Annotated in this window: 24 protein-coding genes; 11 read left to right on the top strand and 13 right to left on the bottom strand. The window is 62.6% G+C overall.

Going from position 1 to position 21,624, the window contains the following annotated elements:
* Positions 1-36: 36 nt before the first annotated feature.
* From ACP7AL_RS22290 to ACP7AL_RS22280, 3 genes are all read right to left on the bottom strand, one after another.
* Complete coding sequence (locus ACP7AL_RS22290; RefSeq protein WP_024920044.1) at positions 37-1,536, bottom strand: replicative DNA helicase; 1,500 nt, start codon at positions 1,534-1,536, stop codon at positions 37-39.
* A gap of 199 nt (positions 1,537-1,735) precedes the next feature.
* Complete coding sequence (locus ACP7AL_RS22285; protein WP_425994375.1) at positions 1,736-2,995, bottom strand: class I SAM-dependent methyltransferase; 1,260 nt, start codon at positions 2,993-2,995, stop codon at positions 1,736-1,738.
* Between the two features lie 21 nt (positions 2,996-3,016).
* Positions 3,017-3,484 carry a hypothetical protein gene (locus ACP7AL_RS22280; RefSeq protein ID WP_425994373.1) on the bottom strand — a complete coding sequence of 156 codons (468 nt, stop codon included), beginning with the start codon at positions 3,482-3,484 and terminating at the stop codon, positions 3,017-3,019.
* Positions 3,485-3,909: 425 nt separating this feature from the next.
* Between ACP7AL_RS22280 and ACP7AL_RS22275 the strand changes: the two genes are divergently transcribed.
* The 3 genes from ACP7AL_RS22275 to ACP7AL_RS22265 all read left to right on the top strand — a co-directional run bounded on the left by ACP7AL_RS22275 (position 3,910) and on the right by ACP7AL_RS22265 (position 5,908).
* On the top strand, positions 3,910-4,770 hold the full coding sequence (locus ACP7AL_RS22275; RefSeq protein ID WP_425994370.1) for a hypothetical protein: 861 nt from the start codon (positions 3,910-3,912) through the stop codon (positions 4,768-4,770).
* 98 nt (positions 4,771-4,868) lie between these two features.
* The gene (locus ACP7AL_RS22270; protein ID WP_425994367.1) at positions 4,869-5,453 is read left to right on the top strand and encodes a TetR/AcrR family transcriptional regulator; all 585 of its coding nucleotides are present in this window, start codon (positions 4,869-4,871) and stop codon (positions 5,451-5,453) included.
* Entirely contained in the window at positions 5,453-5,908 is a 456-nt protein-coding gene (locus tag ACP7AL_RS22265) for a PaaI family thioesterase (RefSeq protein WP_425994365.1), read from the top strand. The genes ACP7AL_RS22270 and ACP7AL_RS22265 overlap by 1 nt, the downstream gene beginning before the upstream one ends.
* Positions 5,909-5,974: 66 nt before the next feature.
* Here ACP7AL_RS22265 and rplI read toward each other — a convergent pair whose 3' ends face one another.
* The 6 genes from rplI to ACP7AL_RS22235 all read right to left on the bottom strand — a co-directional run bounded on the left by rplI (position 5,975) and on the right by ACP7AL_RS22235 (position 9,168).
* Complete coding sequence (rplI, locus tag ACP7AL_RS22260) at positions 5,975-6,577, bottom strand: 50S ribosomal protein L9 (RefSeq protein ID WP_024920037.1); 603 nt, start codon at positions 6,575-6,577, stop codon at positions 5,975-5,977.
* 57 nt (positions 6,578-6,634) lie between these two features.
* Positions 6,635-7,600: a hypothetical protein gene (locus tag ACP7AL_RS22255; RefSeq protein ID WP_425994363.1), complete on the bottom strand. Its 966-nt coding sequence runs from the start codon at positions 7,598-7,600 to the stop codon at positions 6,635-6,637.
* A gap of 138 nt (positions 7,601-7,738) precedes the next feature.
* Positions 7,739-7,978 (bottom strand): 30S ribosomal protein S18, encoded by a 240-nt coding sequence (gene rpsR, locus ACP7AL_RS22250; RefSeq protein WP_002711478.1) that lies wholly within the window; start codon positions 7,976-7,978, stop codon positions 7,739-7,741.
* Between the two features lie 5 nt (positions 7,979-7,983).
* Positions 7,984-8,460 carry a 30S ribosomal protein S6 gene (gene rpsF / locus ACP7AL_RS22245; protein WP_006020268.1) on the bottom strand — a complete coding sequence of 159 codons (477 nt, stop codon included), beginning with the start codon at positions 8,458-8,460 and terminating at the stop codon, positions 7,984-7,986.
* Between the two features lie 301 nt (positions 8,461-8,761).
* Positions 8,762-8,977 carry a hypothetical protein gene (locus tag ACP7AL_RS22240; RefSeq protein WP_425994359.1) on the bottom strand — a complete coding sequence of 72 codons (216 nt, stop codon included), beginning with the start codon at positions 8,975-8,977 and terminating at the stop codon, positions 8,762-8,764.
* Positions 8,974-9,168 carry a hypothetical protein gene (locus ACP7AL_RS22235; protein ID WP_425994357.1) on the bottom strand — a complete coding sequence of 65 codons (195 nt, stop codon included), beginning with the start codon at positions 9,166-9,168 and terminating at the stop codon, positions 8,974-8,976. Before ACP7AL_RS22235 ends, ACP7AL_RS22240 begins: the two co-directional genes overlap by 4 nt.
* Before the next feature lie 203 nt (positions 9,169-9,371).
* Between ACP7AL_RS22235 and fabD the strand changes: the two genes are divergently transcribed.
* Complete coding sequence (gene fabD, locus ACP7AL_RS22230) at positions 9,372-10,325, top strand: ACP S-malonyltransferase (RefSeq protein ID WP_425994355.1); 954 nt, start codon at positions 9,372-9,374, stop codon at positions 10,323-10,325.
* A gap of 248 nt (positions 10,326-10,573) precedes the next feature.
* Here the strand turns inward: fabD and ACP7AL_RS22225 are convergent, their stop codons facing one another.
* Positions 10,574-11,425, bottom strand: coding sequence for a hypothetical protein (locus tag ACP7AL_RS22225; protein WP_425994353.1), 852 nt, complete (start codon positions 11,423-11,425; stop codon positions 10,574-10,576).
* A gap of 219 nt (positions 11,426-11,644) precedes the next feature.
* On the opposite strand from ACP7AL_RS22225, the gene ACP7AL_RS22220 reads away from it, so the two are divergent.
* Entirely contained in the window at positions 11,645-12,157 is a 513-nt protein-coding gene (locus tag ACP7AL_RS22220; RefSeq protein WP_425994351.1) for a ferritin-like domain-containing protein, read from the top strand.
* A gap of 76 nt (positions 12,158-12,233) precedes the next feature.
* Here ACP7AL_RS22220 and eutC read toward each other — a convergent pair whose 3' ends face one another.
* Positions 12,234-13,025 carry an ethanolamine ammonia-lyase subunit EutC gene (gene eutC, locus ACP7AL_RS22215; RefSeq protein WP_425994349.1) on the bottom strand — a complete coding sequence of 264 codons (792 nt, stop codon included), beginning with the start codon at positions 13,023-13,025 and terminating at the stop codon, positions 12,234-12,236.
* Positions 13,022-14,416 (bottom strand): ethanolamine ammonia-lyase subunit EutB, encoded by a 1,395-nt coding sequence (locus tag ACP7AL_RS22210; protein ID WP_425994347.1) that lies wholly within the window; start codon positions 14,414-14,416, stop codon positions 13,022-13,024. The genes eutC and ACP7AL_RS22210 overlap by 4 nt, the downstream gene beginning before the upstream one ends.
* 266 nt (positions 14,417-14,682) lie before the next feature.
* Here ACP7AL_RS22210 and fabG point away from each other — a divergent pair, with 266 nt between their 5' ends.
* The 6 genes from fabG (at position 14,683) to gmk (ending at position 20,504) form a co-directional block, all read left to right on the top strand.
* On the top strand, positions 14,683-15,420 hold the full coding sequence (fabG, locus tag ACP7AL_RS22205; RefSeq protein WP_425994345.1) for a 3-oxoacyl-[acyl-carrier-protein] reductase: 738 nt from the start codon (positions 14,683-14,685) through the stop codon (positions 15,418-15,420).
* Between the two features lie 300 nt (positions 15,421-15,720).
* Entirely contained in the window at positions 15,721-15,960 is a 240-nt protein-coding gene (locus ACP7AL_RS22200; RefSeq protein WP_006020277.1) for an acyl carrier protein, read from the top strand.
* A gap of 111 nt (positions 15,961-16,071) precedes the next feature.
* Positions 16,072-17,337: a beta-ketoacyl-ACP synthase II gene (gene fabF, locus ACP7AL_RS22195; protein WP_024920028.1), complete on the top strand. Its 1,266-nt coding sequence runs from the start codon at positions 16,072-16,074 to the stop codon at positions 17,335-17,337.
* Between the two features lie 141 nt (positions 17,338-17,478).
* Entirely contained in the window at positions 17,479-18,843 is a 1,365-nt protein-coding gene (gene mltG, locus ACP7AL_RS22190; protein ID WP_425994341.1) for an endolytic transglycosylase MltG, read from the top strand.
* 111 nt (positions 18,844-18,954) lie between these two features.
* The gene (locus tag ACP7AL_RS22185) at positions 18,955-19,842 is read left to right on the top strand and encodes a YicC/YloC family endoribonuclease (protein WP_006020280.1); all 888 of its coding nucleotides are present in this window, start codon (positions 18,955-18,957) and stop codon (positions 19,840-19,842) included.
* Positions 19,843-19,847: 5 nt separating this feature from the next.
* A complete protein-coding gene (gene gmk, locus ACP7AL_RS22180; protein WP_425994338.1) occupies positions 19,848-20,504 on the top strand; it encodes a guanylate kinase in 657 nt (218 codons plus the stop codon).
* A 36-nt stretch (positions 20,505-20,540) separates the two neighbouring features.
* Here gmk and ACP7AL_RS22175 read toward each other — a convergent pair whose 3' ends face one another.
* Positions 20,541-21,557, bottom strand: coding sequence for a hypothetical protein (locus ACP7AL_RS22175; protein WP_425994336.1), 1,017 nt, complete (start codon positions 21,555-21,557; stop codon positions 20,541-20,543).
* Positions 21,558-21,624: the final 67 nt, after the last annotated feature.

The following is a 21,624-nucleotide window of genomic DNA, read 5'->3' as shown; positions in this document are numbered from 1 at the left end:
CCCTAGCATACTCTTTGCGAGCGAAAGTATGTCCGATCAGCCAAATCGTTCGGGCACCTGGCCGTCATGCGCAAGGTCGCCGAACCGCGTGACGTTGGCGTCGAAGTGCAGGTTGATGGTGCCGGTGGGGCCATGACGCTGTTTGCCGATGATGACTTCGGCCTTGCCGTGGACCAGCGACATGTCGAGCATCCATTTTTCATGCTCGGGCGTACCGGGGCGCGGCTCCTTGCTCTGGAGATAGTATTCCTCGCGATACACAAACAGCACCACGTCGGCGTCCTGCTCGATCGATCCCGATTCACGCAGGTCCGCGAGCTGCGGGCGTTTGTCGTCGCGGTTTTCGACCTGACGCGACAACTGCGACAGCGCAATGATGGGGACGTTCAATTCCTTGGCCAGCGCCTTGAGGCCGGTGGTGATCTCGGTGATTTCCTGCACGCGGTTGTCGGAGCGTTTTCCCGATCCGGACAGGAGCTGGATGTAGTCGATGATCAGAAGATCGAGACCTTTTTGCCGCTTCAGCCGCCGCGCCCGCGCGGTGAGCTGCGAGATCGAGATGCCGCCGCTGTCATCGACATAGAATGGCAGGTTCTGCATTTCGATGGAGTGGTCGCGAATCTTTTCGAAATCCCGCTCGCTGATGCCGCCACGGCGGATCGAACTTGATGAAATACCGGTACGCTCGGACAGAATACGGGTGGCGAGCTGTTCCGCCGACATTTCCAGCGAGAAGAAGCCGACAATGCCACCATCGACCGATTTCATCTGACCGTCGGCCTGCACTTCGCCGCGCCAGTTGCGCGCGATGTTGAAGGCGATGTTGGTCGCGAGCGCCGTCTTGCCCATCGCGGGGCGTCCGGCGAGGATGATCAGGTCGGAGGGCTGAAGACCGCCCATCTTGGTGTCCATGTCGCGCAGGCCGGAGGCGAGGCCCGACAGGTTGCCGTCGCGGCTGTAGGCGGCGGCGGCCATGTCCACGGCGGTCGTCAGCGCCCGCGAGAATTTCTGGAAGCCGCCGTCGTAGCGACCGGACTCGGCGAGTTCGTAGAGCTTCTTTTCCGCGTCCTCGATCTGCGCGCGCGGCGCGAAGTCCACCGGCGCGTCGAACGCGACATTGACCATGTCCTCGCCGACGCGAATGAGATCGCGCCGGATCGACAGATCATAGACGGTGCGCCCGTAATCCTGCGCGTTGATGATGGTGGTCGCCTCGGCGGCGAGGCGGGCGAGGTATTGTGCGACCGTCATGCCACCGAGATCGGTGTCCGCTGGAACGAAGGTCTTCAGCGTAACCGGGGTCGCGATCTTGCCAGCGCGGATCAGGCTGCCTGCGGTCTCGAAAAACAGTTGATGGATCGGTTCGAAGAAGTGCTTCGGCTCAAGGAAGTCCGAGACACGGTAAAAGGCGTCGTTGTTGACCAGGATGGCGCCGAGAAGTCCCTGTTCGGCCTCGATATTGTGAGGCGCAACCCGGTAAGCCGGCGTGCCGGCTTCCGGCGCGAGCTTGATAATGTTCGAATCACTAATGGCCATAGATGTTTAATGTTCTTTTATTCAGATCAAAGTTGGGCAAGCGCACGCACAAAGCGGACAGCTACCTAATACTTTCAGAGTCGCGGACGAAATGCTTCTGCGAAGCTATCCCCGTTGTTCATTGATAGAAAGAAAACGCAGGGAGGGCTTGATTTGCGAATGATGTTGATTCACTCGCAAGTTGAGAGAATGAAAGGAACTATTCACCCGCCAGCCGCAATACCGGTCGTTTCTTGGCCTCCACACCGCGCAGCCGCTCTTCCTCGCGGGCGATGTAATCGCGCGTGATCGGAACCGCGTCCTGCTTCCTGGTGAGCTGAATCTGGAACACCATGCTGTTCTGCTTGCGGAACGACATTTCGGACGCACCCAGATAGAATTCCCACATCCGGACAAAGCGTTCGTCGTAAAGCTTCGCAGCTTCCTCGCGCCGGGCGAGGAAACGCTCGCGCCAGGCTTTCAGCGTTTCCGCATAATGCAGCCGCAGGATTTCGATGTCGGCGACCAATAATCCTGCCCGCTCGATCGCCGGCAGGACTTCCGACAGCGCGGGAATGTACCCGCCGGGGAAAATATACTTTGCGACCCACGGGTTGGTAATGCCGGGCCCTTCCGGGCGGCCGATGGAATGCAGCACCATCACGCCGTCGTCGGTGAGCAGTTCCGCGCAACGCTTGAAATAGGTCTCGTAGTAGTCGACGCCGACATGCTCGAACATGCCGACCGACACGATGCGGTCGAACGGGCCGGGCGTCTCGCGATAATCCTGCAAGCGGAATTGCGCGCGGTCGGTCAGGTTGAGTTCACCGGAGCGCGCGTTGGACACGCCGAGTTGCTCTTCGGACAGGGTGACGCCGGTGACGTGCGCTCCTGTCATTTCCGCGAGATAAAGACCGAGTCCCCCCCAGCCGGAGCCGATGTCGAGCAGGCGGTGGCCGGACTTGACCAGCAGCTTGGCGGCGAGGTGGCGCTTCTTGGCAAGCTGGGCGTCGTCGAGCGTTGAATCCGGCGTCTCGAAGTAGGCGCAACTGTATTGCATGTCGGCGTCGAGGAAGAGCCGGTACAGCCGGCCGTCGAGATCGTAGTGGCTGGCGACGTTGCGTTTCGAGCGGGCGGGCGGATTGAACTGTTGCCAGTGCCGGATCAGGTAGCGAAGCCACCAACGGGACCTGGACCAGCGCGGCACCAGGTCCGGCTGACCGAGTACGATTTCCAGAAGATCCGTTATCGACCCGGTTTCGACCACGAAGTCGCCGTCGGTGTAGATTTCGCCCAGCGCAAGTTCGGGGTCGAGCAACAGGTGACGTTCGGCTTCCTTCGTCAGAAACCTCACCGCGACCGGCTTCCCGGTGCCATCGCCGCAGGTGAAGGTTGCCCCGCTTGTCATCGTAAACGTCACTGAGCCACGCCGGATGAACTGGCCCAGGAAAAACCGCAGCAATCGATCCATCGAACGCATGTCCAACGATCCAAAGTGGTCTCACATCCCATAAATGTTGGCAATTTTTGTTCCGGTTTCAATCGCAATTTGCCGTAGGTGGCGGCCGCGGAAGGCTGCTTTGCGTTTTTGTCCGGTGAGCGGAGGGCGGCATGCCGAAAGGGAGCGGCTTTGGCGGGCTGTGACCGGCTCACGCAGTTGCGAAATATCCAGTACCGGCGACTTCTTCCTCGCTTGGCGCTGCACAGATTCGTTCAGCCGGTGCCTCTCAAGATTGGATTCCTTCTTGACGATGGCTGCGAGCCACGCGTGGTTGGGATCTGCGTTTTTCTCCGGCGGCTGCGGTGATAGACTGTCTCCCGAGTCCTGGGTCGTGCCGGGATCGTGGCCGGAGTGGTGCTTGTGATCACTTGGCGCGGCATCGTTGGCTTGATGACTGCCGGACTTTTGTTCGGCGCCGTCAGCGCCTCTGCGCAACATCAGCACCCGCCGCAGGACGAGCAAATCCACGAGAAGTTTTATTCGACATGGATGAGGCCGGATAACCCTCATCTATCCTGCTGCAGTCAACACGACTGCTACCCGACCGAAGCTCGCAGCGAAGACGGCGTCTGGTTTGCCAGGCGCCGTGAAGACGGAAGGTGGCTCCGCGTTCCTCCTGAGAAAGTCGAGCAGAAGCGGGACAATCCCGATGGGCGCAGCCACCTCTGCGCGCCCAGACCGGAGCGCGCGTATAGCGCGGACGTCTTCTGTTTCACCCCCGGCAGCGGAATCTAGCCCGGCCGGAACGAGGTTCAGCAATATCAACAACGTTACTCTGATGCGAAATCTCGGTGCTTCCATTCGCGTTATAATCCGCTAAAGGTGACCCGAGGCTGAGGGCAGGGGTGAACCGCCATCCGTCCTTTGACTGGCTATTGATCTGGAGACCTTGGATGTTGAGCCGAGCGCTCATTTTGGCGGCGGTGGCTTTCGTATTGGGCTGTTTCGGGGCAATCCCGGCAGACGCGCAGAATCTCGAAGCCGGCAAGCCTCCCTCCCAGATTTTCTCCAGCACCTGCTCGCTCTGCCACAAGAGTTCGCGCGGATTGCTGAAAACCGTCTCGCCCGGATCGCTGCCGGGTTTTCTGCGCCAGCACTACACCACCAGCACCGACATGGCCGCGGCCATGAGCGCTTATGTTCTCTCCAACGGCGCCGCCAATGCAGCGCCTGGCGGCAACCTGACCAAGCAGGGTCAGGAGGCGAAAACCGGTCCGAAACCGGCCCAGGAGCCGGGTCCGGAACAGGCCGCCAAGGGCCGCAAGCCGACCCGCGAAGCCTCCCGGCCGGATGCCGACGGGTTGCAGAATGGTCAGCCCGAGCCTCAAACGCTGACGGCAAAGCAGAAGGCCGCTGCGGAACGGCGGGCCGCGCGACAGGCGGCCCGAGAGGCTGCGAAAGCGGGCAAGGACGGCTTGCCGCCAAAGAACGAAGCTCGCCATGGCGAGCAGCCCGCAGAGGCAGCCAAACCGGAGATCAAACCCGAGGCAGACAAGGCCGAGCCGCCCAAGGACTCTGACAAGACCGAGACCGCCAAGGTGGACGGAACGCGCGCCGATCCGGTGCCTGCGGTCACGCCTGCGCCGAAGGAGGCCGCAAAGCCTGCCGAAGTGGCCGTGGCTCCGCCGAAAGAGGATGCGCCATCGGGTCCGCTGACTATCGACATCGGGCCTGCACCGACCCCGAAACCCGTGGTTTCCGCTGGTCCGCCGCCGGTTCCGGCGGGAAACCCGGTGCCGCCAATCTCCCGCTAATCCGTTATCTGGCCGCGCAGCGGGTTGCCCCGCGATGACTGTCGTCTTGACTGGAGGTATGCTCTAGAGCGATACTCCAACCGACAAGGATGGCAACGATGGCCGGTGCGCGCGACGATCTGCTGACCGCGGCTTTGGCGGTGTTCGATCAGGATGGTTTCGAGGGCGCGACCGTGGCCGCGATCCGTGAACGCGCCGGCGCATCCAACGGCAGCTTCTTCCACTTCTTCAATTCAAAGCGCGAACTGGCTGGCACGCTGTTTCTCGAACTGCTGCGGCGCTATCACATCGCCATGCTCGACGTGATCGACCCGCCGCCTGACGCGGAGGAAGGTATCGCACGTCTGATCCGCACGCATCTGGACTGGGTCGTCAACAACCGCCGCGAAGCCAATTTTCTGTTCGAGATCTCGCGCAGCGAGTGGGCGCAGGACGTGCGCGACGCGCGCAAGGCGCGCAACGCGACGGTTGCGGAAGGCGTCGAGGCATGGCGCGCGCCACTGGTCGCGAGCGGCGACCTGCTGCCGATGCAGGCTTCGCTGTTTTTCAGCCAGATCATCGGTCCGGCGCAGTTCGTGTGCCGCGCGTGGCTGTCGGGCCGCGATCCATCCGATCCGCGCGATCATGCCGATGCGCTGATCGCATGCGCCGTTCGTGCGCTGACGGCAAAGAGAGGCCGATAATGCTTCAGACAGATACGGAGTTCACACCGATCGCCGCGCACATCCGCAACAACGTCATGCGGCAGGGATTCATGACTCATGTCGGCGCGGAGGTGACCGATCTCACGCGCGGCACATGCGTCCTGTCGGTGGATCGCCGGCCGGAGCTGTTGCAGCAGAACGGATTCTTCCACGGCGGGGTCACCGCTTTCCTGATCGACAACGCGACCACGATTGCGGCTGCGACAGTGAAGGGGCAGGCGGCGCTGACCGCGGAGTACAAGCTGAACCTGCTCGCACCGGCGTCGGGGGATCGATTGATCTGCCGCGCGCGGGTTGTGAAGCCGGGACGGCAGGTGTCGGTCGTCGCGGCCGACGTGTTCTGCGTCATCGACGGCGCCGAAAAGCACACCGCCACCGCGCTGGCATCGATTGCGATGATCGACCAGGCCATCGCGCCGAAGGTTGTCGGCTAAACAGAAAGCCCGGCCTCGATGAGGGCCGGGCTTTCCTTATTGCAGCGATTGGCTTGCGCCGAAGTCTTACTTCTCTTCGGCAGGAGCAGCCGGCTCGGCCGTGTCGTCGTGCTGCGCTTCCGGATCGAAGAACTCGCCGGCAGCGGCGATAGCTTCCGCGGCCGCATCGCGGTCTTCCTGACGGCTGTTGACGTCTTCGCCGCGGTTGATGCGCTCGGCTTCCGCTTCGGAGCGGGCCACCGTCGTCGACACATGCACTTCGACTTCAGGATGCACGGCGATGGTGATCTTGTGCTGGCCGATGATCTTGATCGGCGCGTCGAGCAGCACCTGCTGACGGTTGAGCGAGACGCCGTCGGCTTCGAGCGCAGCCATGATGTCTCGCACCGACACCGAACCGTAGAGCTGGCCGGTTTCCGACGCCTGACGGATGATGACGACGTTGCGGCCGTCGATCTTCTTGGCGACCTCGGTGGCTTCGCCCTTGGCCTTGATGTTCTTGGCCTCGAGGTCGGCCTTCATGCCGTCGTACTTCTCGCGGTTTTCCTTGGTCGCGCGCAGAGCCTTGTTGCGCTTGAGCAGGAAGTTGCGGGCGAACCCGTCCTTCACTTTGACCACGTCGCCCATCTGGCCGAGCTTGGCCACGCGTTCCAGCAGAATAACTTCCATTTTATTTCTCCGTTCAGTGTCTGAGTTGAGTTGATGATGTCGGGTTCAGGTTGAGTGTCAGGTTGTCGGCATGGGCGGTGGCCCGTGCCGCGTCCAGTAGGCTTGTCGAATTCCAAAAATTGCATCGGCGAGACCGAGGCCGATCATTCCAAGGAGCGGCCAGCCGATGAGCAGCGTGCCCGCGTAGGCGGCTCCGATCACGAACGACCGGCCCGAGAAAGTCTGAGTCACTGTGTGGAGTACCGCAAAGCCGATGGCGGCATAGGCCATCAGCAGTGCGGCGGTCGTGATCTGCGCCAGCATCGCCAGCAGCCCGCCGACAAAGCAGAGCAGGATGGCTGCCAGCAGCGCCGCCAGCACCATCCTCGGCATCGTGGTGGTGCGCAGATCAGGCCACGGCCGCTTCAACCGGCCGGATGTGGTGGTGATTTTCGCCGACAGCCACAGATTGAGCGTCAGCGTCATCATCGCGATGATGGTTGCGATGCTTGGGCCAAGCGAAACCAGTGCATCCACGGCGCGATCGGTCTCGCCCTGCGGGATGCTGGCGCGGTTGCGCATCACGCGCGTCACGAAGCCGCGCAAGGCTGCATTGATCGTTTCCGCGTCGCTGCCCAGTGTCAGGAATGCGCTCGCCGTGGTGACGGTCGCGAAGACCGCGGCCCAGACCAGGATGCGTCCGGTCGGATACCAGTCAAGCGCGGGCGCAAGATTCGCCAGTTGCGGATCGTTCGAGACCGGACGGGCCAGCAGCGCCAGATGTCCGAGCCACCACGCAGGCAGCGCGATCGTGAGTGCGAACGCCGCCATGTAAGGAATGCCGAAGATCGCGCCGAGGCCGAGTGCGGCAATGGCGCCGCCGATCAGTGCGGTGGCCGATCCCCAGCCGAGCGCCGCGACCATCAGCGGCAGCGGCGCGAGATAAAACAGGACAAGCGAAATCAGCGCGCCCGAAATGACGGACGCGAACATTGTCGCCGACGTGAGGCCGGCCGCCAGTGCGATGAGAAGTCCTGTAATCATCAGCTGTCCTGCTCCTTTCGAGCAGTTAGAGGTTTTTTGAACCCCAACCATCCACGTCCGGCATGACACCAGCGTGTTATGAGAAATAAACGTCGAGAAGCAAGCGAGCGCGCGAATGCCGCGCGCTCGCTTTATCGTTTAGCGGATCACGTAAGGCAGAAGGCCGAGGAACCGCGAGCGCTTGATGGCGCGGGCGAGTTCACGCTGCTTCTTTGCCGACACAGCCGTGATGCGGCTCGGCACGATCTTGCCGCGCTCGGACACGTAACGCATCAGCAGCTTCGAATCCTTGTAGTCGATCTTCGGCGCGTTCGGGCCCGTGAACGGGCAGGTCTTGCGGCGGCGAAAGAACGGACGGCGTGCACCTGCTTCAGCCATGGTTCTTACTCCTCTACCGACGCGGTTGCGTCATCGTCACGCGAGCGGCGCGGACCGCGGTCACCCCGGAAGCCACCGCCTTCGCGGTCGCCGCCACGGAATCCGCCGCCTTCACGATCGCCGCGGAAGCCGCCGCCACCGCGCTCGTCGCGGTCACGCTCGGCCTTGCGCATCATTGCGGAGGGACCTTCCTCCAGCTCATCGACGCGGACGGTGAGATAACGGATGATGTCTTCGTTGATGCGTTCCTGACGCTCGATCTCGGAGACCACTGCTGCGGGGCCGTCGATGTTGAGCAGCATGAAGTGAGCCTTGCGGTTCTTGTTCATGCGATAGGTGAGGGAGCGCACGCCCCAGTTCTCGGTCTTGGTGACCTTGCCGCCGAGACCTTCGATCACGCCGGTAATCTGCGTGGTGAATTCCTCAACCTGCTGGGCGCTCGCATCCTGACGCGCGAGAAAAACATGCTCGTAAAGAGGCATGGGAGTCCTTTCCAGTGTTAGCGCGGTTCCTGGCGGCAAGCCCTTCGAGACCTTCGGAAAGGACTCGATATGCTCAGAAGGCGGAAGCACGGGACGACGGACCGACTGGCCCTGCCGCATCAATCAAACTGGAATGTCAGACTGGTGAGACCGTCCGTTCAGCTCCCGGCCGGGATCCACGGATGGCGCCGTTATAAGGATTCTGGGGCTCGTTGCAAGGCAAAACAGGGCTTCTGGAGGCCCGAAAAGCCCCTCACAGGCCCGTTTGCCGACACTTTCAGCCGCCCAGGCCGCTGTCGCCCTATTTTGTGTCCGCCAGCCTTGGCGCTTCCGCCTGAGGGGAAATCGGGAAGGAGGGGGCGCCAACAATCGGAAAGACCTTGCCGACGTCCATCCGCTGGCTGGAATAACCCAAGGCGCCGCCGAGGATAACGGCGCCTATGGCGGCTCCCCAGAGAAACTTGTGGTAGGCGCGTTTGCCGCCAACCGTGTCGTCCAAATTGCTATTCGCGATCATCTGCGCTCCGTGGGACGGGATTTTGCCAGGCCGGTTGTGCCTGGCGGTGCGGTATCTGTGGCGGTCACGATCATCGGGCTGCGGTCAAATGTGGTGATCAGCGCCGCCCCAAATACGGCGGCGAGAACGAGCGCGAAGATCAGAACCGGCGCCAAGGCTAGCGTCTGTGGTTTGCGAGGGTCTTCGTCCATATTGCGCACTCCACTGGGCGCCCCAGGAATGAAACGCGCATCTCTGGAGCTGGGTTCCCGTCCATCTCGGTCATTGGCCTGCGAGGCCGCTGGGCGAGCCGTCCGTTGGCCGACCAATCTGGTTTTACGGGGTTCGCCGCACCACAGCTTGACACCTGAGGTCCCGGCGGTGTCTTACGGCCTGCTCACCTTTGGGGACTTTCATGACAGCAGCATTCACCTTTCCCGGTCAGGGATCGCAGGCGGTCGGCATGGGCAAGGCGCTCGCCGACGCATTTCCGGCAGCAAAGGCTGTGTTCGACGAGGTCGATGCGGCGCTCGGCGAAAAGCTGACGGCGATTATCTGGGAGGGGCCGGCGGAGACGCTGCAACTCACCGAGAACGCGCAGCCAGCGTTGATGGCCGTGTCGCTGGCGACGTTGCGCGTGCTGGAGACCGAAGCCGGGATCGACATCGCGCGCGATGCGGCGTTCGTCGCCGGTCACTCGCTCGGCGAATACTCCGCGCTGGCCGCGGCTGGCACTTTCTCGATCAGGGACACCGCGAAGCTGCTGCGCACGCGCGGGCTCGCCATGCAGAAGGCCGTGCCGGTGGGTGCCGGCGCAATGGCGGCGCTGCTCGGACTCGATTACGACGCCGCGGTCGCGGTTGCCGAAGAGGCGGCGCAGGGACAGGTCTGTCAGGCCGCCAACGACAACGGCGGTGGACAGGTGGTCGTCTCCGGCGACAAGGCCGCCGTCGAGCGTGCGCTTGAGATCGCCAAGACCAAGGGCGCCAAGCGCGCGATGCTGTTGCCGGTGTCGGCGCCGTTCCACTGCCGCCTGATGCAGCCCGCAGCGGACGCGATGGCGCAGGCGCTTGCAGGCGTGACCATCAACAAGCCGAAGGTGCCGGTGGTGTCCAACGTTCTGGCGTCGGCGATCACTGACCCGGACGAAATCCGCAAGCGGCTGGTCGAGCAGGTGACCGGCACGGTGCGCTGGCGCGAGAGCGTGGCGTGGATGGCGTCGCAGGGCGTGACGCACTTCCTCGAAATCGGTGCGGGCAAGGTGCTGTCCGGTCTGGTCAAGCGTATTGCCGATGGCGCAGTCGGTGTGTCGGTGGGCGGACCGGGCGACATCGAGGCGGCGAAAGCCGCGATCGCAGCAGCGCGTTAAGCTTACCGCCGGAGTTGGCCCGCGCGGGCTTCGTGGCGGCGTTCCTTCGTGGCCCGATTGTTGCTACGTCAGTCGGGCCGCTCATTTACTCCAGTTTTTGAGCGGTGCCCCTTTTGGGCTGGGGCATTGCCGCCAGTGTCTTCTGACACTGGCGGCTTTTTTGTGAGATCAGCTTCAGCGAAGCAGGATAATCAGCAAAATCAGCGGCAGTGGAATTCCAAGTAGCCAGAGCAGAATTGGCATGAGCTTTACTCCCTCGTGAATGGGGCGGTGCCCCAGTTGCGATCGCGAAATGCCCCGGCTTCAGCCGCAGCAATGCTTGCCGCGAAGGCACCAACCAGCAGAGACGCAGCCATCCAGAACGCCAACTGCGCCGCGGCCTTGCGTGCCTTGTCGAGATCGGACTTCGCCTGTGTCACGACGTCGTTGACGCGCTTCTCGGCGTCGGCCTGGCTGAGCGCTGTGCGGCGGGCGACCACCTGAGCCACATAGGTGCGATCGGCGGGCTTCAAGTCGCGTTCTGTGCCGAAGCTGGACGTCAGCAGCCGGGTCAACTCGTCGCGGATGTCATTGGCGTCGCCAGCCGGAACGGTTGCTGCTGCCGGGTCGGGGCGGAGAAGCTGGTCAACATAACCGCTCATCGGGCCTGAGGATTGCGCGGCTGCGGTGCCCGCGCCCTGCGAGAGGCCGCCCGCTGTGCTGCCGATGATGGTAGTCGCTGCTGAAGCCAGCAACAGGGCGCCCGCGACGGATGCCAATGCCCACGCGAGAAAGCCCTGCGCGGTGTCGCGGAAGTAGGTCTCGTTGCTGTGAATGCCGTACCATGGCGTTCGCAGGCGACCGGCGATATGGCCGCCTATCGCGGACGAGATCATCGCCACGACGACAAGATAAAGCCCGGTTCCGATCTTGAACGTCGTGGCAGAGACACCCGAGTCGCTCCACGGCGATACTACGCTGAATCCCATCCCGGTCCCGAACCACAAGAGCACGAGGGTCAATGCCAAAGCGGCGAGGGCTCCCGCCGCAATCGCCGCCCAAGACACGCCAGACGTAGGCAGTTCGGTAACCGATGTTCTCAGATCAATCGTCTTTTCCATGATAGGCGCTCCCGGCAATCCCTCTGATCGAGGTGCACATCAATCACAGAGAGCAGAGAGAGTTCCGGAAATACTCGAAGGGTTCGCCGAATGGTTTCGATGAGAGATTTGAGTAAGCCTCTCATTCGTCCAACTTGTCGCAACTGCTCGCGCATAGTTCGCCGGGAACGATCCGATCATTGCTGCGTTCACGGCTGACAACAAAAAAAGGAGTGTGCCATGGGCATTTTCACGAAAGACATTAAGACGTTTGACGATCTCCTGCTTCACGGCCTGCAGGATATCTTCTACGCTGAACAACAGATCACGAAGGCGCTGCCGAAGATGATCGACAAGGCCACCAACGGCGATCTCAAAGCCGGGTTGAAAAGCCATCTCGAAGAAACCAACAACCAGATCGAGCGTTTGAAGAAAGTTTTTGCAAAGCTCGGTCAGGAGCCGAAAGGGACCACGTGCCCGGCGATCGACGGCATCATCAAGGAAGCCGACGAAACCGCAGGCGAGATTGAGGACAAGGCAGTACTGGATGCCGCCATTGTCGCGAACTGCCAGGCCGTGGAGCACTACGAGATCGCCCGTTACGGCACGCTCATCGCATGGGCGGAGTCGCTCGGGCATGAGGAGATCGTGCGCTTCCTCACGACAAATCTGAATGAGGAAAAGGCGGCGAACACCAAGCTCAATACCGTCGCGCTTCGCAAGGGCGTGAATACCAAGGCAACGGCTGCGTAAGCGGCCATACAACCGAAAAGCCGCGCTCCGATTTAAGAGCGCGGCTTTTTGATTCAGCTTCTGGTCTGAAAATCCGTCATGCGATCGGACCGGTCAGGCGGGCGGTGTTGCCGCCCGTGACCTGCGCCAGATCGCTCTCGTCCTTCAGGTCAACGCCGGTCAGGCCGCGGTTCAATGCCTCGCGCACCAGCCACGCCAGCTTGAATGCGGCGGCGGCGTAGCTCATCCCCTCAGGACGCACATTGGAAATGCAGTTGCGTCCGGCATCGTTACGGCCACGAAATGGCGCGTGGGTGATGTAGATGCCGAGACTGTCGGGCGAACTCAGGCCCGGCCGTTCGCCGATCAGCATGATCGACAGCTTCGCCTGCAACAGTTCCGCGATCTCGTCGGCCAGCGCGACCCGCGCTTGCGTGGCGATTATCACTGGCGCCTGTTTCAGTTCGTTCGCGAGAAGCGGCTTCAGTGCTGCGAGCAGCGGCGCGGCATGGCGGTCGATCGCGAGCGACGACAATCCGTCACCGATCACGATGCAGACGTCGCTGCGCACGAGAGGCACCGTGCGCAGTTTTGCAATCTCGTCGGGATCGATCACGCGGCCCAGATCAGGCCGCCGCAGATAGGTGGTGCGATCCGGCGCACGGCTATGGGTATGGGCGACCGTCCAGCCCTGATCGTGCAACGCCGCTTCAAGTTTTGGAACATCGAGAGCGGCATGGATCGCATCGCGCGCCATCGCATGGGCCCAGCCGAAGCGCAGCACCTCGTCGGTCGGCATGCCCGCACCGGCGCGCCCGAGCGCCAGCCGCGCCGGCGTCACGCTGCGCCATTCGGCCCATGGCGACTCGGTCACGTTCTTGTCCGTCATGCGACCAGCGACTTGAGATTGCCCATGCCGCCGAGCAGCGCATTGGGTGAGGGCGGGCGCAATCGGCCGGCGGCGTCGGTGATCTGCATGCGTTGCAGCCACGCTTCGAATTCAGGGGCGCGCTTGAGATTCATGGTTTCGCGTAGAAACAGGGCATCGTGGAACGACGTGCTCTGGTAGTTCAGCATCACGTCGTCCGCGCCGGGGACGCCCATGATGAAGCTGATGCCCGCGCTGCCCAGCAGCACGAGCAAGGTGTCCATGTCGTCCTGATCGGCTTCGGCGTGATTGGTGTAGCAAATATCGCAACCGAGCGGCAGGCCGAGCAATTTGCCGCAGAAATGATCCTCAAGCCCGGCGCGGATGATCTGTTTGCCGTCGTAAAGATATTCAGGACCGATGAATCCGACCACGGTATTGACCAGCAGCGGTTTGTAGCGCCGCGCCAGCGCGTAGGCGCGCGCCTCGCAGGTCTGCTGATCGACGCCGAAATTCGCATCGGCTGACAACGCACTGCCCTGGCCGGTCTCGAAATACATCACGTTGTCGCCGGCGGTGCCGCGCTTCAAAGACAACGCCGCCTCGTAAGCTTCGTCGAGAATTTCCGGCGTGACGCCGAACGAGAGGTTGGTCTTTTCGGTGCCGCCGATCGACTGGAATACGAGATCGACCGGCGCGCCGCTCTCCGCAAGCCGGATCGTGTTGGTGACATGGGTCAGCACGCAGCTCTGGGTCGGGATATCGAAACGCTGGATCACCTCGTCCAGCATGTGCAGCAGGCCGCCAAGCACCGGCATGCTGTCGGACACCGGATTGACGCCGATCACGGCGTCACCTGAACCCATCAGCAATCCGTCGAGCGTAGACGCCGCGATCCCGCGCAAGTCGTCGGTCGGATGGTTGGGTTGCAGGCGCACCGACAGATGCCCTTCCAGCCCGATGGTGTCGCGGAAGCGCGTGACGACGCGGCACTTGCGCGCCACCGCAATCAGATCCTGGTTGCGCATGATCTTCGACACCGCCGCGGCCATTTCCGGCGTGAGCCCGCGCGCGAGCGCCGCAAGCGCCTCGGTCGTCGCCTGCTCGGATAAAAGCCAGTTGCGGAAATCGCCGACGGTCATGTGCGAGACTGGTGCGAACGCTATCGCGTCATGGCTGTCGATGATCAGGCGCGTGATGTTGTCGTCTTCGTAAGGGATCAGGGCTTCGGTGAGAAATTGCTTGAGCGGCACCTCCGCCAGGACATGGCGCGCTGCCATCCGCTCCTGCGCGGTGGCCGCGCCGATACCCGCGAGATAATCGCCGGAGCGTGCAGGCGAGGCGAACGCCATTACCTGTTTCAGGTCGTCGAAGGCGAACAGTTGCTGGTCGATGGCGGTGCGATAGCGCATCGATATCTCTCTCCGCTGCTTCGTCTCTGGGCAGTGGCAGGCAGGATACTCTCAAAGCCGGTTGAGGCGAAGGCGCCGCCGGCTTGGCCGCCGTGATCGTTAAAAGGCGAGGAAAAAGTGATCGACCCCGGCACCCCGGGGCCTAACCGGGGCCGTTTTGTGACAATAGATGAGGCCCGGGTCATTGACGAACGGCGTTTTCTTGCGGCAAACGGGGCACGAATTTTGACCCGGGCTTTCCCCGGGACTGTTCCCAGGGGGGCGACATGTTCGATTTGACTGGCAGGACCGCGCTCGTCACCGGGGCGACCGGCGGCATTGGTGGCGCGATTGCAAAGGCGCTGCATGCGCAAGGCGCAACCGTTGCGATTTCGGGCACCCGGCGTGAGGCGCTCGACGCGCTGGCGGGTGAGCTGAAGGACCGCGTGCATGTGCTGCCGTGCAATCTGTCCGACATGACCGAAGTCGAAGCGCTGGTCCCGGCTGCGGAAAAGGCGATGGGTCAGCTCGACATCCTGGTCGCCAATGCCGGCATCACCCGCGACAACCTGTTCGTGCAATTGCGCGACGAAGATTTCGACGACGTGATCCGGGTCAACCTGACCGCCACGTTCCGTCTGGCGCGCGCGGCGACGAAGCTGATGATGCGCAAGCGGTTCGGACGAATCATCGCGATCACGTCGGTCGTCGGCGTCACCGGCAATGCGGGGCAGGGCAACTATGCCGCCTCGAAAGCTGGATTGATCGGAATGATGAAGTCCGTAGGCGCGGAGTATGCGCGCCGCAACGTGACCGCCAATTGCATCGCACCCGGGTTCATCGCAACCCCGATGACGGACGTGCTGAACGAAAAGCAGCGCGAAGCGGTGCTGGCCAAGGTGCCGGCCGGGCGTCTGGGGACTCCGGAGGACATCGCCGCCGCCGCCGTTTACCTTGCCTCCAACGAGGCGGCCTACGTGACGGGGCAGACCATCCATGTCAACGGCGGAATGGCCATGATTTAGGCGCTGTTCCGCAGGGGTTTTGTCAAGCGGAATGGGTGATGGACGGTGTCCGGGGCCGTGTGGTCAAGTCCGGGGAAGTATGGTAACCGAACGGCAATCGGTTGGGGAAAACGCCATTGCAGGATCGCCAAACCCCGTATATTGCCGTTCCGGCGCCAGCCGCCGTTTTCGGTGACTTCGTCCATGTGGCGAAGGGACAGGGATGCGTGGTACGGACGGCACGAATTTGCATTTTTTCGCACCGCGAGGGGCTCGTATCGTTTTGCGGTCGAGTTTAATGGAACAAGCACGAGGTTAACGATGAGTGAGATTGGCGAGCGGGTTAAGAAGATCGTGGTCGAGCACCTTGGTGTCGAACCCGAAAAGGTTGTCGATGCTGCAAGCTTCATCGACGATCTCGGCGCCGACAGCCTCGATACGGTCGAACTCGTGATGGCGTTCGAAGAAGAATTCGGCTGCGAAATTCCGGATGACGCTGCTGAAACCATTCTCACCGTGGGCGACGCCACAAAATTTCTCGAGAAGAACGCCAAGAGCTGACGCCAGCGCGCAGCCACGATGACACGCGGCGGGTTGTGATCGAACGACCCGCCGTCTTGCTGTCATAGTGGCTCCGATTGGCCTCAGCCGGTTGAGCCGGAAAGGAAGACTATGCGGAGGGTTGTCGTCACGGGTCTGGGCATGGTTTCGCCGCTCGCCAATGGTGTCGAGCCGACCTGGAAACGCATCCTCAACGGCGAAAGCGGCGCCGCCCGCATCGAGAAATTCGAGGTTTCCGATCTGACCTGCCAGATCGCATGCATGGTTCCGCGTGGCGACGGCAGTAACGGCACATTCAATCCCGACGACTGGATGGAGCCAAAGGAACAGCGCAAGGTCGACGATTTCATCATTTTCGCCATGGCGGCTGCGAGCCAGGCGCTCGACGACGCCAACTGGCACCCCACGACCGAAGAAGAGCGCTGCGCCACCGGCACCATGATCGGCTCCGGTATCGGCGGCATCGAAGGCATCGGCGAAGCCGCCGTGATCCTGAAGGAGCGCGGCCCGCGCAAGCTGTCGCCGTTCTTCATTCCCGGCCGTCTCATCAACCTCGCGTCGGGCTATGTGTCGATCAAGCATGGCCTCAAGGGGCCGAACCATGCGGTGGTCACCGCTTGTTCCACCGGCGCGCACGCCATCGGCGATGCCAGCCGCCTGATCGCCTTCGGCGATGCGGACGTGATGGTGGCGGGTGGCGCTGAATCCGCCGTCAATCGCCTCGCAATGGGCGGCTTCTGCGCGCTCCGCGCGATGGCCACCAAATACAACGATAACCCGACCATCGCATCGCGGCCCTACGACAAGGACCGCGACGGCTTCGTGATGGGCGAGGGCGCCGGCGTCGTGGTGCTCGAGGAATACGAGCACGCGAAGAAGCGCGGCGCGAAGATCTATGCCGAAGTCGTCGGCTACGGCCTGAGCGGCGATGCTTATCACATTACCGCTCCGGCCGAAGACGGCGACGGGGCGTACCGCTGCATGAGCGCGGCGATGAAGCGCGCCGGAATCACGGCGTCCGACATCGACTATATCAACGCCCACGGAACCTCGACGCCGCTCGGCGACGAGATCGAACTTGGCGCAGCGCAGCGGCTGCTCGGCAATGCGGCGTCGAAGGTGTCGATGTCGTCGACCAAGTCGTCGACCGGCCATCTGCTGGGTGCGGCCGGCGCGATCGAGGCAATCTTCTGCATTCTGGCGATTCGGGATAATGTCGCGCCGCCGACGATCAATCTCGACAATCCCTCCGTCGAGACGGCGATCGACCTGGTCCCGAATAAGGCAAGGCCCCGCGAAATTAATGTGGCCCTGTCGAATTCGTTCGGGTTTGGCGGGACCAATGCATCGCTGGTCGTCCGGCGCCTGGCTAATTAGAGCGTTTCAAGAGTTAATAGACTGACGGAATGGGCAAAACTGTCTTCAAGGTTTTGCCTCATTCGGACATAATTTCTCTCACGGGCGCGCGTATAACGCTGAATCGACGCGCTAAACGCCGGCAAGATTTTAGGTTGCTCAATGAGTCAGAGACCCCCCATCGCGCCACGTAGCCCGCGTGCGGCGCTCGAGCCCGAGCAGGTGCCGCAGCCGCCGAAGCATTCGCAGCGTGCCCGCAGTACCCTGGTTGTCGTCGGCAATGCCATCTTCACATTCCTGATCATCGCAATGCTGATCGCGGGGGGTGTTTTCTTTTACGGCAAGAAGACAATCGAGGCCAAAGGTCCTCTCACGGAAGACAAGGTCGTCAACATCCCGCCGCGCGCCGGCATGACCGACATCGGCGACATTCTTCAGCGCGCCGGCGTGATCACCGCTGACCGCTGGACCTTTATCGGCAGCGTGCTGGCGATGAATGCGCGCTCCGGTCTGAAGTCCGGCGAGTATCTGTTCCAGAAGAACGCCAGCCTGCGCGACGTCATCAACACCATCGTCGAAGGCAAGGTGGTGCAGCATGCGATTACGATTCCCGAAGGCCTGACCTCCGAGCAGATCGTTGCCCGGCTTCAGGACAACGATATTTTCTCCGGCTCGCTGAAAGAGCAGCCGCGCGAAGGCACGCTTCTGCCTGACACCTATAACTTCCCGCGTGGCACACCCCGCGACCAGGTGATCCACCGCATGCAGCAGGCGCAGAAGAAAGTTCTCGCCGAGGTCTGGGCGCGTCGCAACCCCGACATCCCGGTCCGTTCGCCGGAACAACTCGTGACGCTGGCTTCGATCGTCGAGAAGGAAACCGGACGCGCAGACGAGCGCAGCCGCGTCGCGGCCGTTTTCACCAACCGCCTGCGCCAGCGCATCAAGTTGCAGTCCGACCCGACCATCATTTACGGGCTCGTTGGCGGCAAAGGCACCCTTGGCCGCCCGATCAAGCGCAGCGAGATCACGCAGCCGTCGCCCTACAACACTTACGTGATTGAGGGCCTGCCGCCGGGACCGATCGCCAATCCCGGACGTGCCTCGCTGGAAGCCACCGCCAATCCGGCACGCACGCGCGACCTGTTCTTCGTCGCCGACGGCACCGGGGGTCATTCCTTTACCGAGACCTACGACCAGCATCAGAAGGGCGTTGCGAAGCTGCGCGCAATGGAGCGCCAGCAGCAGAACGACACCGTCGATGCCGACGACCAGCCGCCGGTTTCTGCTGTTCCGGTGCCCGCAACAGGCGCGCCCGCCGCCGCGGCTCCTGCCAAGCCACCCGCGAACGCTGCGCCGAAGGCCGCGCCCAAGGCGGCTGCGCCAAGGGCGTCCGCGCCCGCGAGCATCATCGCCGCCGAGCCTCCGGCGGATGGAGCAGCTCCCGCCGCGGGGCGCAAGCGTACTGCAAAACGCACCCCGGCTGCGGCGCCCGCCGAGCCGGAGCCTGAAGAAGAGAAGACGCAGTAACGCGGCCTCTCTCTTGCGTGCCTTGCCGATTTCAGGGACAAGCTGACGCGGGCCGCTCTGGCGGTTCGCCAGTTGACTCGTTGGATCACCAGTAACGGAGACACTTTCGCGATGGCGCTGTCGAGCATGACCGGCTTTGCGCGAAGCCACGGCACCAGCGGACCCTATGCGTTCGAATGGGAATTGAAATCGGTCAACGCCAAGGGCTTTGACTTCCGGCTGCGGTTGCCGGCCGGGTGGGACGATATTGAGGCCGCGGCCCGCAAGCGCGCCACCGAGCTTCTCTCGCGCGGGACTGTTTATGCGAACCTTACGGTCAAGCGCACCGGTGCGGCATCCATCGTGCGTATCAACGAGGACGTTCTTGCGTCGATCCTGAAAGTCGCGAGCGAGATTTCCGCACGCACCGACGCGGTGGCGCCGAGCGTCGATGGATTGCTCGGGATCAAGGGCGTCATCGAGGTCGCCGAGCCTGAGAGCGATGAGGCCGAAATGCAGGCCGCGCGTGCCGCCGTCTCCGCGTCGTTCGAGCAGGCGCTGCAAAGCCTGATCGACATGCGCAAGCGCGAAGGGGTTGCGCTTGGCCAGATCCTTGCGCAACGCATGGACGAGATGGAAAGCCTCACGAAACGTGCGGAAGCTGCACCCGGACGCAAGCCGGAAGCGATCCGGGCACGGCTTGCCGAACAGGTCGCGGCCTTGCTTGAGACGTCCGATCGTTTCGATGCCGACAGGCTCAATCAGGAAGCGATCCTGATCGCGGCGAAGGCGGACATCCGCGAAGAACTCGACCGCATCGTCTCGCACATCGCGCAGACCCGCGAACTGCTCGGCAAGGGCGGCGCGGTGGGACGCCGGCTCGATTTCCTGGCGCAGGAGTTCAACCGCGAGGTCAACACCACCTGCTCGAAGTCGAACGACATCGAACTGACCAACACGGGCCTTGAGATGAAGGGTGTGGTCGAGCAGTTTCGCGAGCAGGTTCAGAATCTGGAGTAGCGGCCATGGCGGCGGGGGGGACCTTGAGAGGCGTTGAGCGGCGCGGACTGATGTTCGTGCTGTCGTCGCCGTCGGGCGCGGGGAAATCCACGCTGGCGCGCATGCTGATCGACAAGATGCCGGATCTGCGCATGTCGGTGTCGGTGACCACGCGCGCCAGGCGTCCCGGCGAGGTCGATGGCGAGCATTACTATTTTATCGACAAGCCGAAGTTCGACGCCATGGTGAAAGCGAGCGAACTCCTCGAGCATGCAACGGTGTTCGACAATTCCTACGGCACACCGCGCAAGGCGGTCGAGGACGCGCTGTCTTCAGGGCAGGATGTGCTGTTCGATATCGACTGGCAGGGCACGCAGCAATTGCGTGAGAAAGCCCGCGCTGACGTGGTGAGCGTGTTCATCCTGCCGCCGTCCGCCGCCGATCTCGAAAAGCGGCTGCATACCCGCGCTCAGGATTCCGATGAGGTGATTGCGGGGCGCATGAGCCGCGCCAGTCACGAACTGAGCCACTGGGCGGAATACGACTATGTGGTCACCAACTCCGAACTGGACGAGGCGTATTCCCAGGTCCTGACCATCCTGAAGGCCGAACGGCTGAAGCGCGAGCGCCAGACCGGACTGTCTGCTTTCGTGCGCGACCTCCAGAAGCAACTCGAAAAGTAAGCGACGGGTTTTCGCCCGCCGCTTTAAGCATTGATCCTATGCCGCCGAGCGCTTTGAGACCCGCGCGAGCAACTCCTCGATTTCATCGGTGGTAACGTCCAGCATGCGCGGCTCGGGCAGGGTGTGCGCGTAGTGCGGCGCCAGTGTCGGGGCCGGGTTGTCTTGCACAAGGGTGTGATCGGATTCGTTCAGATCCCAGATCTGACGGCGCTGACGATGGGAGCGCTCATCGACGTGCGGCCTTGGCCGGAAGTACTTGAACAGCAACGGGCCGACGATGGCGGCGAGCGCCAGCACGCAGACGAGGATGCTCAGCAAGACCCTGAGCGACAGGCCTTCGGTGTCTGCGGGCGGCGTAACCTGTTGCGGCTGCGCTGGTGTCGCGGTCGCCACCGCTGCCGGGCGCGCGGCCGGTGTCGGCGCAGCCGCCGTGACGAGACGTTCGGCAGTCAGAACTGGAGCAGGCTGCGCGGGCGCCGGTGTTGCAGCCGCGGACTGATCGCTTGCGGAGGCAGAGGCGTTCGGTTCTGGCCAGCGCGTCGCGACATTCCAGCTTTGTTTGGCCGCGGCCTCAGGAGCCGGCTGGATTGCAGACACCTGATTATCGGCGCGGACATCAGCGGAGGCAGGCGAAGGCATCTGCGGCCACGTCGTTTCCGCAAGTGACGGATCCTCGGCGGTCAACTCGGCGCGCGCGTTCGCGACTGATTTCTGAATGGGCTTCTTCGCAGTTTCCTGTTTCGGAGCAGGTGTGATCCGTTTCGGAGGCGGCGTGTCCTCTTCGGCGGTGTCTGACGATGCTGGCGCCGGTGTTGCCGCCTTCTTCGTTTTCCCGACTTCATCGGCGAGGTACCAGCACTTGCGCTTGGTGCCTTTCTCGATCCGGTAATACCAGTGCGCGCCTGCTGGTGTCGCACCCTTCGGCGCGGAGAGACATTCGTTTTCGGCGGCCGTCTCTGCATCGGGCGCCGCGGTTGCTGACACCGATGTGCCAAGGATTGAAACGCAGCCGGTGATGACGGCACAAGCAATTGCAGCGGTGCGGTTTGACATTCTGTCCCCCTTACGCAACACGAACCCATTCTCGCATTGGGTTTTCTGCGACAAGTTGGGTCGGAAT

The organism is Afipia sp. DC4300-2b1, assembly GCF_049895725.1.
Lineage (GTDB): Bacteria > Pseudomonadota > Alphaproteobacteria > Rhizobiales > Xanthobacteraceae > Afipia > Afipia broomeae.
Note: the sequence above shows the minus strand (reverse complement) of the source record. Positions and strands in the feature narration are given on the sequence as shown.